Here is a 14,907-nt window from a genome sequence, read left to right as displayed (position 1 = left end):
GCGGCGTGCGGCACAGCTGACATAGGATTGGTTGCTGGGGGACACAAATTCTTCGCTCCCTCCTATCTTCAACCTGTCGAGAGAAGAGCATGCCGAAGCAAACTACGCTGTGGGAGTCTCTCAGCCGTCTTTACCCGCACCTGAAGCCGATCATGCCGCGGCTGATGCTCGGGCTTTTCGCCGCGCTCGGTGCAAGCATCATGGTCCTCGCCATTCCCCAGGTCTTTCGGGTACTCGTCAATGACGCGCTCGCTGAAGGGCAGGCCACTTCCACGGTCTGGATAGCTTCCGGGATTGTGCTCGTCCTCGGCGTGCTTGAGGCTGCCTTTGTGGCCATGCGACGATTCTTCGTCATCAACCCCGCCACCACCGTCGAAACCAACCTGCGCACATCCTTCTACCGGCACCTGCAGAACCTGGCCGTGGCATTTCATGACCGCTGGGGAAGCGGTCAGTTGTTGTCCCGGGCGATGTCAGACCTCAACCTCATGCGACGCTGGATGGCTTTCGGCGCCATCATGCTCGTAGTCGACGCGCTCACCGTGACCGCCGGCGTCGCAATCATGTTCTTCATGAGTTGGCCGCTTGCTCTCATCTTCCTCGCTGCCGCTGTCCCCGTGATGGTCTACGGGTTCCGGTTTCGTACCTCCTACAGCAGGGTGTCCCGCAAGAGCCAGGACCAGGCCGGCGACCTTGCAACCTCGGTTGAGGAATCCGTTCACGGCATCCGCGTTTTGAAGGCCTTCGGTCGCAGCCGGGAAGCTCTGGACGCGTTCAGTGACCAGGCGGAGGAGCTCCGAGAGACCGAGATTCATAAGGCGAAGAGCCTTGCCTGGTTCTCTTTCATCGTCACGCTGCTCCCCGAACTCGCACTTGGGGCCTCCCTGGTGACCGGGATCCTCCTGGCGGTGAACGGCGAGGTGTCCATCGGCGGCCTGGTTGCCTTCTTCGCCACGGCCGGCGTGGTGATCGGCCGGGTCGAGTTCATTGGCCCGTTGCTCGCCATGACTTTCACGGCCAAGACAGCCATCGACCGCCATTACGAGGTCATGGAATCAGAGAACACCATTACTGACCCGCAGAACGCTCGCACGCTGACGAACCCGCGGGGCGAGGTGACCTTCGACGACGTTCACTTCCGTTACCCGGATGCCGAGGACGCGTCAGTGTCCGTCATCGACGGGGTCGACCTCACCCTTCGGGCCGGGGAAACTATGGCGCTTGTGGGCGTTACCGGCTGCGGCAAGAGCACCCTCCTCCAACTGGTGCCCCGGCTTTACGATGTCACCGGCGGTTCCCTCCGAATCGACGGCGTCGATGTGCGCGAGCTGTCCCTTGAGGAACTGCGCCGCCACGTGGCCGTAGCCTTCGAGGACACCACGCTGTTCTCTAATTCCGTCCGTGAGAACGTGTTGATGGGTGCGGACGCCCACAATGACGACGAGGCAGAGACCATCCTCGCTGAGGCCCTTGATGTCGCGCAGGCGCACTTCGTTTACTCCCTGCCCGACGGCGTCGACACGCTGATCGGTGAAGAAGGCCTCAGCCTTTCAGGTGGCCAGCGGCAGCGCCTGGCGCTCGCTCGGGCAATCGCTGCGAAGCCGCGGGTCCTCGTCCTGGACGATCCGCTGTCGGCTCTCGATGTGCGGACCGAGGAACTGGTGGAGGAGCGGCTCCGGGAGGTGCTCTCTGAGACCACTACGCTGATCGTCGCGCACAGGCCGTCGACAGTGGCGCTTGCGGACCGGGTGGCCCTCATGGAGAACGGACGCATTGCCGACGTCGGCAGCCATACCGAACTGCTGGAGCGCAGCGACCACTACCGCTACGTCATCGCGAGTCTCAACGAGGAGCCAGTGGATCTGGACAGCGAGCTCGAAGAGCTGGGGCACAACGACCAGGGGGCTCACGCATGAGCAGCTCAGCCAGGGAGAACAAGCAGAACAAGCGCAGCCAGGGAGGCGAGCCGCCGTCGTCGGGCATTTCCTCCGGTGTCTCCAACGAGGACGACGTCATCCTTGACCGGGCACAGAACAAGTCGGTGCGGTCTCGGTCTTTCAAGCTTCTCGGCTCGCTGATTCGCCCGAACCGCAGGCAGTTCATCTGGACGGCGTTCCTGGTGATTTTCTCGCAAATCGCGCGGGTCTCCGGGCCGGCTATCATCGCCTTCGGCATCGATCACGCGCTGCCCTCGCTGATGCAGGGAGACTCCGCTCTGCTCTGGGCCACGGGAATCACTTACCTGCTGGCGGCCGTGCTCGCTGCCGTGCTCACCGCCGGCTATGTCCTCGCGGCGGCAAGGTTGAGCCAGGAGATGCTGCTGGACCTGCGGCTGCGCGTCTTCCGGCACACCCAGCGGTTGAGCCTTGAGTTCCACGAGAAGTACACTTCCGGCCGCATCATCTCCCGCCAGACGTCGGACCTCGAGGCTTTGCGCGAACTGCTCGATTCCGGTGTGAGTTCCCTTGCGTCCGGCCTGATGTACATGATCTTCACCGCCGTCACCATCTTCGTTCTCGACTGGCCCACCGGGCTGCTGATCCTCGTGGCAGCGGTCCCGATGACATTCCTCGCGCGCTGGTATCAGAAGCACTCGCAGATCGCCTACCGTTCTTCCCGGGTGGTGTCCGCACGGCTGATCGTGCACTTCATCGAGACGATGACCGGTATCAGGGCTGTCAAGGCGTTCCGGCGCGAGAAGGTCAACGCAGACCGCTATGACGAGCTGGCCGAAGACTACCGCCGCGTGACCGTGCGCTCGATCAACCTCAACGGGGTCTTCCAGCCGGGTCTTGTGTTGATCGGCAACGTGACAGTGGCCGCGGTGCTGCTGTTCGGTGGCTTCCGGGTACTTGGTGGGTCCCTGGAGGTGGGTGCACTCCTCGCACTGCTCCTCTACAGCAAGCGGTTCTTCCAGCCTGTGGACCAGATGGCGATGTTCTACAACTCGTTCCAGTCGGCGGCGGCGGCGCTGGAGAAGGTGTCCGGGCTCCTGGAGGAAGTGCCCACCGTGCGCCCGCCGAAAAACCCTGTGCCGTTGAAAAATGCCCAGGGCAGAATCGAGTTCGACGGCGTCGAGTTCCGTTACGGCGATGGTCCGGTGATTCTTCCGCGCATGGACCTCACCATTCCTGCCGGGCAGACGGTGGCCCTTGTGGGCCAGACCGGTGCCGGCAAGTCGACCCTAGCGAAAGTCATCGCCCGGTTCTACGACGTCTCCGAGGGCCGCGTACTGCTTGACGGTATCGACCTTCGCCAGTTGTCCCCACGTGACCTTCGCAGCGCCGTCGTCATGGTCACCCAGGAGGCTTTCCTCTTCAGCGGCAGCGTGGCGGACAATATTGCGCTCGGCAAACCGCAGGCGAGCCGGGAAGAGATCGAGCGGGCTGCACAGGCGGTGGGAGCGCACGAGTTCATCACCTCGCTTCCCGAGGGTTACGACACCGACGTGAACAAGCGCGGCGGCCGGGTCTCCTCGGGTCAACGTCAGCTGATCAGTTTTGCCCGGGCATTCCTGGCTGATCCCGCCGTGCTGATCCTGGATGAAGCGACGTCGTCGCTGGACATTCCCAGCGAACGCCTTGTACAGCAGGGCCTGCAGAAACTGTTGGGTAACCGGACCGCGCTAATCATCGCCCACCGCCTCTCGACGGTGGAGATCGCCGACCGCGTCCTGGTGGTGCACGACGGCGCGGTGGTCGAAGACGGAACACCTGCCGACCTCATCAGCGGCAACGGCCGGTTCGCGACCCTGCATGCCGCGTGGCGGGACTCGCTGGTCTAACCGGTTAGTCTGAAGCAGGATTCTCCGTTATCCTTGAGAGGTTGCTTTCACGGATACGTAGAACTTTCACCGATGAGTTAGTACGGATACGTTGAACAGCAGAATCGGGGTGTGGCGCAGCTTGGTAGCGCGCGTCGTTCGGGACGACGAGGCCGCAGGTTCAAATCCTGTCACCCCGACCATCTGGTCACGGCTCGGCAAAGCCGGGCCGGCCGATCCCCGCCGGTACGAGAAGCATCTTCCGCCTCTACCCGCTTCCTCGATCCAACGATCAGCCTCGGTGCTGCAGTGGCGAAACTCCGCCGTTCGCGTTGAGCATATTGGGCAGCCCGACGCTCCCGTGCGGATGATGCTGGTCCACGGAGCCGGCGGCAACAGCGCGGCTATGTGGCCCTACGCCGCCCACCTTGCCCACGTGGGCGCCTACGTCACCGTCCCCAACATGCCGGGCTACGGCGAGACAACCACCGAACGCCCCGGACACATTCGGTACGACGACTGGCGGCAGCTGATCATAGACCTCGTTCGCGCCGAGCACGATGAGCGACCGCTGGTCCTGATGGGTGCCAGCATGGGCGGAATGCTTGCCTACGACGCCGCCGCCGCTACCGGACTAGCCTCGCAGCTGGTCGTCACCTGCCTTCTCGATCCACGGGTCCCCGAGGTACGCCGGCGCCTCACCTGGCATCCCGCACTGGCTCGCCTGGCCGGGCCGGCGATGCGGGTACTCGCGGGGCCGCTCGCGAAGGTGCGCGTGCCCATCCGGTGGATCGCCGACATGCGTCACATCTCCAACGATGCGAGCCTCGTGGAAGAGGTAGTCGCGGATCGGAGTGGTGGCGGCGGGACGGTGCCTCTCGGCTGGATGCGAAGCTTCCTCGAGAGCGGGCCGCTCGTGGAACCTGAGCAGTTCACGGACACTCCCGTTTACCTGGTCCACCCCGGAGACGACCGCTGGACTCCCCTCGAGGTCAGCCTGCCGTTCTTTGATCGGATCGGCGCCGAGAAGTCACTGGTGGTGCTGGAGGCTTGCGGCCACTTCCCCATCGAAGAGCCAGGCTTCACTCAGCTGCTGCGTACCGTTCGGGATGTCCTCAGGGAAGCTCAGGACGAGAGCCGGCCCGCCTAGACGAAAGTCCGCCCGGTCAGCCGCTCGAATGCCTCGATGTACCGTGCACGGGTCTTCTCGATCACCTCGGCTGGCAGCGCCGGAGGTTCCGAGACCCGGTCCCAGCCGGCCGCATCAGACGTGAGCCAGTCCCGGACGAACTGCTTGTCGAAGGAGGGCTGCGCCTTCCCCGGAGAGTACAGCGCGGCATCCCAGAACCGGGAAGAGTCGGGCGTCAGGACCTCGTCACCGAGCGTGACCTCTCCCGAACTCGACATCCCGAACTCCACCTTGGTGTCGGCCACGATGATGCCGCGGTCACGCGCAATGGACTCCGCCCGCGAGTAGATGTCGAGCGTCAGGGAACGCAGCTTCGCGGCGAGGTCATCTCCCACCATCATGACGACGGCGTCGTAGGTGATGTTTTCGTCATGCTCCCCCACTTCGGCCTTCGCCGACGGGGTGAACAGCGGCGTCTCGAGCCGCGACCCGTCCACCAGGCCCTCGGGCAACGGCAACTCGCATACGGTGCGCGAAGCGTTGTACTCCTGCAGGCCCGAGCCGGTGAGGTAACCGCGCGCGATGCACTCCACCGGGTACATCTCGAGCCGCTGGCAGATCATGGCCCGCCCTGCGACTTCTGCGGGAACGTCGGTGGACAGGACGTGGTTGGGGATGCCGGAGAGCTGCTCGAACCACCACAGGCTCAGCTGGGTGAGGACACGCCCCTTGTCGGGGATCTCCGAGGACAGCACGAAGTCATAGGCGCTGATCCGGTCGCTGGCGACCACCAGCACGCGGTCGTCCTCGCCCGTCTCGGGCTCGTACAGGTCGCGGACCTTCCCGGAGTAGATGTGCCGCCAACCGGCCAGTTCCTGCACCATGGCTACGCCCCGCCCGTCGTTGTGCTCGCCTGTGAAACGACGACGTCGCCGCTGGCCGCCTTCGCCGCGATATCCGTACGGTACTGGCCGCCTTCGAGCTCAAGGCGCCCTACGCCGTCGTACGCTTTGCCCCTCGCCTCAGCGAGATCCTTCCCCAGCCCGACAACGGCGAGTACGCGCCCGCCCGCGGACACCACCGAGCCGTCCCCGGCCAGTGCGGTACCGGCGTGCAGCACGTGCACGCCCTCCAGCGCGGACGCATCCTCCAGCCCGCGGATCGGATCCCCGGTGCGCGGGGTGTCCGGGTAATCGGCCGAGGCCAGTACGACGGCGACAGCTGATTCAGGGGACCAGTGCAGGTTATCCACGTTCCCAAGTTCACCCTTCGCAGCCGCGAGGAGGACGCCTCCCAGCGGGGTCTTCAGCCGGGCGAGTACGGCCTGGGTCTCGGGGTCCCCGAACCGCGCGTTGAACTCGATGACGCGCAGCCCGCGGGAGGTCAGCGCAAGACCGCAGTAGAGAACACCGGTGAACGGGATGCCGCGGCGGGCCATTTCGTCGATAGTGGGTTGCGCAACGCGCTCGATGACCTCGTCGACGAGGCCGGCGGGGACCCACTCCAGCGGAGAGTACGCCCCCATGCCGCCGGTATTCGGGCCCTCGTCGTTGTCGAAGATGCGCTTGAAGTCCTGCGCCGGTGCAAGCGGGACCACGGTGGAACCGTCCGAGAGCACAAAGAGGGACACCTCGGGTCCGTCGAGGTACTCCTCGATGACCACGGAACCGCCGGCGTCGAAGCATGCCTGCGCATGCTCAAGGGCGATGGTGCGGTCAGAGGTAACAACCACTCCCTTGCCCGCGGCCAGGCCATCGTCCTTGACAACGTAGGGGGCGCCGAAGGCATCCAGTGCTTCTTCAGCCTCAGCGGCGGTCGAAGCGACCTTCGCCATCGCCGTTGGAACCGAGGCTGCGGCCATGACCTGCTTCGCGAACGCCTTCGACGCCTCGAGCTGCGCGGCGGCCTTCGTCGGTCCGAAAACGGAGATACCAGCTTCGATCAGCGCATCCGCCACGCCGGCAGCCAGAGGCGCTTCCGGTCCGATGACCACGAGATCCGAACCCAGGCGATTGGCGAGCTCCGTGACCGCGACGGGATCGTTCGCGTTGATGGCGCAAACCGGCACGTCCTGGGCGATTCCGGCGTTCCCGGGAGCAGCGTGCACCTCGCTCACGAAAGGATCGGCCAGGAGCGCTCGGACAATGGCGTGTTCGCGGCCTCCGGGGCCAATCACAAGAACCTTCACAGTAGTTCAGGGTACTGGGTTCCTCCTATGCCCAACTACCGCGCGGGGCTACTGTGAATGCAGTGTGAAGCTGCACGCACCGCCCGCTGGCTTCACCCGACCAATACAGCGGGCCCGTCTCTCCGAACCCTCAGTATGAAAGCCGTTCGCACGTCCAGTCGTAGCGCCCCGTCGCTCAAAGCCCTCCCGATGCTTGCCGGAATCCTCGCGGCGGGGTTGGTGCTGGGCGTCGCCGAACTGGTCGGGGCGTTCTTCTCTTCCAGATCAGCGCCGCTGATCGCGCTGGGGTCCACCTTCATCGACTTCACGCCGTCCTGGCTGAAGGACTTCGCGATCGACACCTTCGGCACCAATGACAAGGCAGCACTGTTCGTCGGCATGGCGGTCACCATCGTCGTCCTCGCTGCGATCCTCGGCTACCTCGCCTGGCGACGCTGGATCCTGGGTGTCGCCGGTGTCCTGGTCATGGGCGCGGTGATGGTTTCCGCCGTGATCTCCCGTGCCGGCGCTGCATCGCAGGATGCCGTGCCGTCCATCATCGGTACGCTGGCAGGGCTGGCCGCGCTCCGGTGGATGATTCGGATGCTGCACCGCACCTCCCCCATCGTCGACACCAACGATGACGGCGCCTTCAGTACCGGCGGATCCCACTCTGTTGGGGGCAAGGCCGGCGTCAGCAGGCGCGGGTTCTTCGCAGCGGCGGGGGTCACCGCCGTGGTCGCTGCCGCTGCGGCAGTTGGCGGCGCCGTCGTCAGCGGAGTGCGCAACACCGTGAATGTGGCCCGGGAGCGCCTGAGCTTCCCGCCGCCGGCCAGTCCCGCGCTGCCGGTGCCGGCAGGGGTAGACGTTGACCTGGATGGAGTTGACCGTTGGCTCACTCCAAATTCCGAGTTCTACCGCATCGACACGGCCCTGCAGGTGCCCACCATCGACGTCGACACCTGGGAACTACGCATTCACGGCATGGTCGAGGAGGAAGTCCGGGTGACGTTCCAGGACCTGCTCGACTCAGAGCTGATCGAACGGCACATCACGCTCACCTGCGTCTCCAACCCGGTGGGTGGGGAATTGGCGGGCAATGCCAAATGGCTCGGCTATCCCATCCGCAAACTTCTCGAGCGCGCCCGTCCCACCGACGGCGCGGACATGGTCCTCTCCACGAGCACGGACGGCTTCAGTGCCTCAACTCCCCTGCCGATCCTGCAGGATGACCGTGATGCCATCCTTGCTGTTGCCATGAATGACGAGCCGCTCCCCCTCGAACACGGCTACCCCGTGCGCATGGTTGTTCCGGGACTCTACGGATACGTATCCGCGACCAAGTGGGTCGTGGACCTCGAAGTGACCCGATTCTCGGACGCCACGGCCTACTGGACCGATCGCGGCTGGTCCGAGCGCGGTCCCATCAAGACGCAGTCCCGCGTCGAGGTTCCGCGGGCTTTCGCGAAGGTCCCCGCAGGAACTGCCCGGGTGGGCGGCACTGCCTGGGCGCAGCACCGCGGCATCGAAAGGGTGGAGGTGCAGATTGACGACGGCCCGTGGGAAGAGGCCACCCTCGCCGCCGAGTACACCGTGGACACCTGGCGCCAGTGGTCGCATGAAGTCCAGCTTGAACCGGGCTCGCACCAGATCCGCTGCCGTGCCTATGACGTCGAGGGCGTGCAGACGGAGGAGCGCGCAGACACTGTTCCGGACGGCGCCTCGGGCTGGCACACTGTCCAGTTCACCGCGGAGTAGCGTTCCTTACAACAACACCAGGCTTGTGCCCACCGGATGACCGTTCTCTCCGGTGGGCATGAGGTACATATGCGCAATACTGGAACCATGCCCTCCACCTTCACCTCCTCCAGCGCGGTTGACCTCGCGGTCCTGGAGCGTAACGGCTTCATCGAATCCCGCCACATCGGCTCTGCCGTAGTACTAGCGGCGGACGGCTCAATCGTCACTGAGCTCGGAGATGTGGATGCGCCGATCTTTCCCCGATCCACCCTGAAGCCCTTCCAAGCGCTTGCGGCAATGCAGGCGGGTGTACCGTTGCGGGGTGCGCAGGTGGCCCTGGCTGCCGCCAGCCATGTGGGCAGTCACGAACATATGGACGTGGTGCGGTCCATGTTGAGCGCAGCAGGAGTCACCGAGGACGACCTCCAGTGCCCGCCGGACTGGCCGCAGGACGAGGAAGCCCGCAACTGGTTCATCCGCGCCGACAAGGGCCGGCAGCGCGTGGCCTTCAACTGCTCCGGCAAGCACGCCGCGTTCCTCTGGGCCTGCACCGAGAACTCGTGGGACCACAAGACCTACCTTGACCGTGAACATCCCCTGCAGCGGCGCATCGCCGAGGTCATCGAGGAGTACACCGAGGAAACCGTAGAGCACTGGGCCGTAGACGGCTGCGGTGCCCCGCTCGGTGCGGTGTCCCTGAAGGGCCTCGCCCGCGGCATCGGCAAGATCGCGAAGGCTCCAGGGGACAAGAACGCCGATGCGCGCGCAGCCACCATCGCGACGGCCATGCTTGATTACCCCTGGGCGGTCCACGGTCACGGCCGGGAGAACTCGATCGTCATGGAGGACCTCGGCATTCTTGCCAAAAACGGCGCCGAGGGTGTGCTTGTCATGGCTGCTCCGACCGGCGTCTCCATGGCCCTGAAAATCCTGGACGGAAACATCCGCGCGACCACCCTTGTTGGCCTAACCCTCCTCGCCGCGTCAGGTGCGCTAGAGGCCGAAGCGGTGGCGCCCGTGCTGGAGAAGGTTGTGCAGCCTGTGCTCGGCGGCGGCGTTCCCGTGGGCAAGCTTCGCCTGGCCGCTCCCGTCATGGCGCTGCTGGACTGACCATGGCACGACGGCGTATCCCTGCCGCAGCCGGAGACGCTGCGGTCCGCGCGGTAGCCGCCGGCAGTGCCGAGCGGACCGAACGAACGACGGCGGTGCGTTACTCCCTCGAAGAGCTCTCCGCCCGCGCACCAGGCAACAGCGTCGAGGTGCGGGTGCCGCCCCTCGGCGTGACGCAGTGCGTCGAGGGGCCCCGCCATACCCGGGGAACGCCGCCGAACGTCATCGAAACCGACGCGGAGACCTGGCTCGCCCTGATCACCGGGACGCTGGACTGGGCCGAGGCAGTCTCATCCGGGGCGGTACTGGCCTCCGGGCAGAGGGCCGACCTCTCAGCGCTCCTGCCGCTCTTCCCGCAGATTCCGGCGCCGGGCCCGTCATGATTCTGGAGCGTCCGCGGCCTTCCCTCCCCAACTTCCTGGTCCGGGGGGCACGGGGTGCGGTCTCCGCCGTCAGGCGCCAACCGGTCGAGGCCTGGGCTGTCGCCGGGATCATCACTGCCCTGTACACGGTTTTCTCCATTGCGCAATGGAACAGGTTCGACACGCCCTCCTGGGACCTCGGCATTTTCACCCAGCTCGCCAAGGCCTATGCCAGCCTGGATGCGCCCATCGTGCCGATCAAGGGCCACGGGTTCAACCTGCTCGGCGACCACTTCCATCCGCTGCTGATCATTCTGGGCCCGGTCTACGCGCTCTTTCCCTCCGGCCTGACCCTGCTCATCCTGCAGAACGTGCTCGTGGGCTGGTCGGTGCTTGTCATCACGCGCCTGGCCGTTCGGCACATCGGCCGACTGCCCGGACTGTTCCTCGGGGCGGCTTACGGTCTGTCCTGGGGCGTCCAGTCCGCCGTCGCTGTTCAGTTCCACGAAGTGGCGCTGGCTCTGCCGTTGCTGGCCCTGGCGTTGGAGGCCTACATCGAGGGACGGCTGCGCACCGCCGTCGTCGCGTGCGGCCTGCTGGTGTTCGTCAAGGAGGACATGGGACTGACCGTGTTCGCGTTCGGGCTGGTTCTCGCCTGGCGTTTCCGGGACCGCTACCGGGCCGGCCTGGCGCTGGCGCTCTGGGGCCTGGGCTGGCTGGTCCTGTCGGTGGGGCTCATCCTTCCGGCGCTGAACACGGGTGGCACGTACGACTACTCCGACCGCATCGACGTGGCCGCACTCCTGGCGAACCCGGTGGACACGCTCTTCATCATGCTGACCGCCGTGGAGAAGTACGAGACGCTGTGGCTCCTCCTGCTTGCCGGCGGCTTCCTGTTCCTCCGCTCCCCGCTCACGCTGGTGATGCTGCCCACCCTGATGTGGCGTTTCGCTGCGGAAAACCCGTCCTATTGGGGCCCGGACTGGCACTACAACGCGGTGCTGATGCCGGTCCTTTTCGGCGCGCTCGTGCATGCGATCCTCATTGCCCGCCGGAGCAGGCGAGGCTGGCTGCGTTCCTATAGTGCCGCCGTCGTACCTGTTGTGACGGTGGTGGCGTTCATGCTGCTTCCCGGCCAGCCGCTGGGAGCGCTGGCGAAACCCGAGACCTACCAGCAGTCACCACGCTGGGATGCTGCCCACCGGATGATGGACCGGATCCCTGCGGGCTCAACCGTGGAGTCCGGCGTGGTGCTCATGCCGTACCTGGTGCCGGAGACCGAGGTGTACTGGATCGGAAACGAGAATCCCCCGCCGGACTACCTTATCGTCGACGACCAGGACTGGAGCTGGGGCCCCACCCGCCCCACAAGCGCCGAGCAGCACGCGGAGGAGACCTATGCCGGTGTGAACTACACCCTGATTGTGAATGAGGCCGGATACCAGTTGGTCAAGCGCGAGACCTGATCCCGGTAGCCTTGAACCATGAGTTCGCAGCAGCATCCAGAGCGCCGTCAGGTCACCATCCGACGGGCCCCGAAGTTCGCCCCGTTCATGGGATTGGGAGCGCTGATCGGGTTCATCGCCGCGCTGGTCGTGGCATACACCGGGCCGGCTGATCCGACCCTCACCCGCGAATCGGTCCTCGGGTTCTTCACCGTGGTCTTCGCCATCCCGGGCCTGCTGATCGGTGGCCTCATCGCGCTGCTGCTCGACCGGATCAGTGTGCGGCGCATGAAACAGGCGACGGCGGAGCGCACCGACGACGACGAGTGACATTATGTGCGGCGGGAAAACGGGCACTATCACGCCGTGAGAGAATGGAGCAATGGTGCGCGGTGACGGAAAGCTTTCCCACGATCTTCTCCCCGGCGAAAAAGGACCCCAGGATGCCTGTGGCGTCTTCGGCGTGTGGGCCCCCGGCGAGGAAGTCGCCAAACTGACGTATTACGGGCTGTACGCCCTGCAGCACCGCGGCCAGGAGTCCGCGGGCATCGCCACGAGCGACGGCACCCGCATCAACGTCTACAAGGACATGGGGCTGGTCTCGCAGGTCTTCGACGAGGCCACCCTGAACACCCTCACCGGTCACATCTCGGTCGGTCATTGCCGCTACTCCACCACCGGCTCCTCCAATTGGGCGAACGCACAGCCCACGCTGGGCGCCACCGCCGTCGGCACCGTAGCCCTTGCCCACAACGGAAACCTCACCAACTCCGCCGACCTCTACCAGATGATCCTCGACCGCCAGGGCAAGCCTCGCAGCGGCGAGATGGCACAGGGCAATACTTCGGACACCGCCCTGGTCACCACCCTGCTGGCCGGCGATGACGGCCGGTCACTGGAAGACACCGCCATGGACCTGCTGCCTACCATCGAGGGCGCGTTCTGCTTCGTGTTCATGGATGAGGGCACGCTCTACGCCGCACGCGATGCCTACGGAGTTCGCCCGCTGGTGCTCGGCCGCCTGGAGCGCGGCTGGGTTGTTGCCTCCGAGCAGGCGGCACTCGCCACGGTAGGCGCCAGCTTCATCCGTGAGATCGAGCCCGGCGAGTTCATCGCCATCGATGAAAGCGGCGTACGCTCCCGCCGTTTCGCCCAGACAAAATCGGCCGGCTGCGTTTTCGAGTACGTCTACCTCGCCCGCCCCGACGCCGCGATCGCGGGCCGCTCGGTGTATGACTCCCGCGTGGAGATGGGCCGCCAGCTCGCCCGGGAGAACCAGGCAGAGGCCGACGTCGTCATCCCCGTCCCTGAATCCGGTACCCCGGCCGCCGTCGGTTTCGCGGAAGAGTCCGGCATCCCGTTCGCGCACGGTTTCGTGAAGAACGCCTACGTGGGGCGCACCTTCATCCAGCCAAGCCAGACGCTGCGCCAGTTGGGCATCCGGTTGAAGCTCAATGCGCTGGAATCAGTGATCCGCGGCAAGCGGATTGTCGTGGTCGACGATTCCATTGTTCGCGGCAATACCCAGCGCGCCGTGGTCCGTATGCTGCGTGAGGCCGGTGCGGCCGAGGTACACGTCAAGATTTCTTCGCCGCCGGTACGCTGGCCCTGCTTCTACGGCATCGACTTCGCGTCCCGCGCGGAGCTGATCGCCAACGGCGCTGCCGTCGACGAGATCAGCAAGTCCATCGGCGCTGACAGCCTCGCCTACATCTCCGAAGACGGCATGATCGAAGCCACCAGACAGCCTCGGGAGCGGCTCTGCACCGCGTGCTTCACGGGCAACTACCCGATCGAACTGCCCGAGGAAGACCGACGCGGCAAGAACCTTCTCGAGAGGGTCGATCCCGCAGAGAAGCCCGGAGCGACCGGGTGCGATCCCGGTCCCGGCAGTGAACTCGAAACCCTTCTGACCGAAGCTGACAAGAAAGAGCGGGTATGACCTCTTCTGACCCCATCACCTATGCAAGCGCCGGAGTAGACGTCGAAGCCGGCGACCGGGCGGTGGAGCTCATGAAGGACGCCATCAAGGCGACCCATTCCGCCAATGTGGTGGGCGGCGTCGGAGGTTTCGCAGGGCTCTATGACGTCTCCAAGCTGCTGACCTACCGCAAGCCACTGCTTGCCACCTCCACGGACGGTGTGGGAACCAAGGTTGCCATCGCGCAGGCCATGGACATCCACGACACCATCGGCTTCGACCTCGTGGGCATGGTGGTGGACGACATCGTGGTGGTCGGTGCAGAGCCCCTCTACATGACCGACTACATCGCCTGCGGCAAGGTCGTTCCCGAACGCATCGCGGCGATTGTGCGCGGTATCGCTTCGGCCTGTTCGGTCGCCGGCACGGCCCTGGTCGGTGGGGAGACCGCAGAGCATCCGGGCCTCCTGGGCGAACACGAGTACGACGTCGCCGGTGCCGCCACGGGCGTGGTGGAAGCGGACGCCCTGCTCGGCCCGGACCGCGTCCGGGAGGGGGACGTCATCATCGGCATGGCTTCCTCCGGCCTGCACTCAAACGGCTACTCACTGGTCCGACGCGTCATCAACCAGGCCGGCTGGGCGCTTGACAGGCAGGTGTCCGAGCTCGGCCGCACGCTCGGCGAGGAACTCCTTGAGCCGACGCGCGTGTATGCCTCCGACTGCCTGGATTTGGCCCGTGCCTTCCCCCTCGATTCCGACGGCGCCGTGCACGGTTTCAGCCACGTCACCGGCGGTGGTCTCGCTGCTAACCTCGCCCGGGTGCTTCCCCGGGGGCTTGAGGCGACCGTGGATCGCTCCACCTGGTCCCTCCCGCCCGTCTTCAGTCTGGTCTCCGAACTCGGCAGCGTTCCGCTGCCGGACCTGGAGCGGACGCTGAACCTCGGCGTCGGGATGGTTGCGGTGGTCTCCGCTGCCGGCGCTGACGACGCCGTGGCACGGCTCAATGAGCGTGGCGTCCCGTCCTGGGTCATGGGCCAGGTTGGAAGCGCGTCCGGCGAGAGCACCGATGGCCCGGACTACGTGCAGGGCGCCAAGGGCGTTGACGGCGGCGCGGTACGGCTGGTCGGCGCGTACGCCTCCTAGCCCCCAAGCGCAAAGCGCCGGAAAGGTGCAGAGAACGGGGAGAATACCCTCGATCCTGCACCCTTCCGGCACTTTTGGCTCAACGGTTCGCTGTCAGGTGTGCTGACCGCGGGCACAACAAGAAC

Annotated in this window: 12 protein-coding genes and 1 tRNA gene; 11 read left to right on the top strand and 2 right to left on the bottom strand. The window is 65.5% G+C overall.

The genetic code is table 11. The features are described 5' to 3' along the window. Nucleotides 1-89: 89 nt before the first annotated feature. The 4 genes from AC5RU3_RS00860 (at nucleotide 90) to AC5RU3_RS00845 (ending at nucleotide 4,913) form a co-directional block, all read left to right on the top strand. Nucleotides 90-1,916: an ABC transporter ATP-binding protein gene (locus AC5RU3_RS00860; RefSeq protein WP_309070563.1), complete on the top strand. Its 1,827-nt coding sequence runs from the start codon at nucleotides 90-92 to the stop codon at nucleotides 1,914-1,916. Continuing rightward, a complete protein-coding gene (locus tag AC5RU3_RS00855; protein WP_493964647.1) occupies nucleotides 1,913-3,784 on the top strand; it encodes an ABC transporter ATP-binding protein in 1,872 nt (623 codons plus the stop codon). Before AC5RU3_RS00860 ends, AC5RU3_RS00855 begins: the two co-directional genes overlap by 4 nt. A gap of 105 nt (nucleotides 3,785-3,889) precedes the next feature. After that, a tRNA-Pro gene (locus tag AC5RU3_RS00850) sits at nucleotides 3,890-3,966 on the top strand. 98 nt (nucleotides 3,967-4,064) lie between these two features. Next, nucleotides 4,065-4,913 (top strand): alpha/beta hydrolase, encoded by an 849-nt coding sequence (locus tag AC5RU3_RS00845; protein ID WP_493964646.1) that lies wholly within the window; start codon nucleotides 4,065-4,067, stop codon nucleotides 4,911-4,913. On the opposite strand, the gene AC5RU3_RS00840 is transcribed toward AC5RU3_RS00845, so the two are convergent. Further along, a complete protein-coding gene (locus tag AC5RU3_RS00840) occupies nucleotides 4,910-5,776 on the bottom strand; it encodes a phosphoribosylaminoimidazolesuccinocarboxamide synthase (protein ID WP_493964645.1) in 867 nt (288 codons plus the stop codon). The two genes, AC5RU3_RS00845 and AC5RU3_RS00840, sit on opposite strands and share 4 nt — an antisense overlap. A gap of 2 nt (nucleotides 5,777-5,778) precedes the next feature. Then, the gene (purD, locus tag AC5RU3_RS00835; protein ID WP_493964644.1) at nucleotides 5,779-7,080 is read right to left on the bottom strand and encodes a phosphoribosylamine--glycine ligase; all 1,302 of its coding nucleotides are present in this window, start codon (nucleotides 7,078-7,080) and stop codon (nucleotides 5,779-5,781) included. Nucleotides 7,081-7,215: 135 nt separating this feature from the next. Here purD and AC5RU3_RS00830 point away from each other — a divergent pair, with 135 nt between their 5' ends. From AC5RU3_RS00830 to purM, 7 genes are all read left to right on the top strand, one after another. Further along, nucleotides 7,216-8,817 (top strand): molybdopterin-dependent oxidoreductase, encoded by a 1,602-nt coding sequence (locus AC5RU3_RS00830; RefSeq protein WP_493964643.1) that lies wholly within the window; start codon nucleotides 7,216-7,218, stop codon nucleotides 8,815-8,817. Nucleotides 8,818-8,886: 69 nt separating this feature from the next. Beyond that, nucleotides 8,887-9,909, top strand: coding sequence for an asparaginase (locus AC5RU3_RS00825; protein ID WP_493964642.1), 1,023 nt, complete (start codon nucleotides 8,887-8,889; stop codon nucleotides 9,907-9,909). Continuing rightward, the gene (locus AC5RU3_RS00820; RefSeq protein WP_309124268.1) at nucleotides 9,906-10,292 is read left to right on the top strand and encodes a sterol carrier family protein; all 387 of its coding nucleotides are present in this window, start codon (nucleotides 9,906-9,908) and stop codon (nucleotides 10,290-10,292) included. Before AC5RU3_RS00825 ends, AC5RU3_RS00820 begins: the two co-directional genes overlap by 4 nt. Then, complete coding sequence (locus AC5RU3_RS00815; RefSeq protein ID WP_493964641.1) at nucleotides 10,289-11,737, top strand: DUF2079 domain-containing protein; 1,449 nt, start codon at nucleotides 10,289-10,291, stop codon at nucleotides 11,735-11,737. The genes AC5RU3_RS00820 and AC5RU3_RS00815 overlap by 4 nt, the downstream gene beginning before the upstream one ends. An 18-nt stretch (nucleotides 11,738-11,755) precedes the next feature. Continuing rightward, nucleotides 11,756-12,046, top strand: a complete 291-nt coding sequence (locus AC5RU3_RS00810) for a hypothetical protein (RefSeq protein ID WP_493964640.1) — start codon at nucleotides 11,756-11,758, stop codon at nucleotides 12,044-12,046. A gap of 52 nt (nucleotides 12,047-12,098) precedes the next feature. Next, nucleotides 12,099-13,658 carry an amidophosphoribosyltransferase gene (purF, locus tag AC5RU3_RS00805; RefSeq protein WP_309124267.1) on the top strand — a complete coding sequence of 520 codons (1,560 nt, stop codon included), beginning with the start codon at nucleotides 12,099-12,101 and terminating at the stop codon, nucleotides 13,656-13,658. Continuing rightward, entirely contained in the window at nucleotides 13,655-14,782 is a 1,128-nt protein-coding gene (gene purM, locus AC5RU3_RS00800; RefSeq protein ID WP_493964639.1) for a phosphoribosylformylglycinamidine cyclo-ligase, read from the top strand. The genes purF and purM overlap by 4 nt, the downstream gene beginning before the upstream one ends. The last annotated feature ends 125 nt before the right edge of the window (nucleotides 14,783-14,907 follow it).

Source organism: Arthrobacter sp. MDB1-55 (assembly GCF_059092925.1).
Note: the sequence above shows the minus strand (reverse complement) of the source record. Positions and strands in the feature narration are given on the sequence as shown.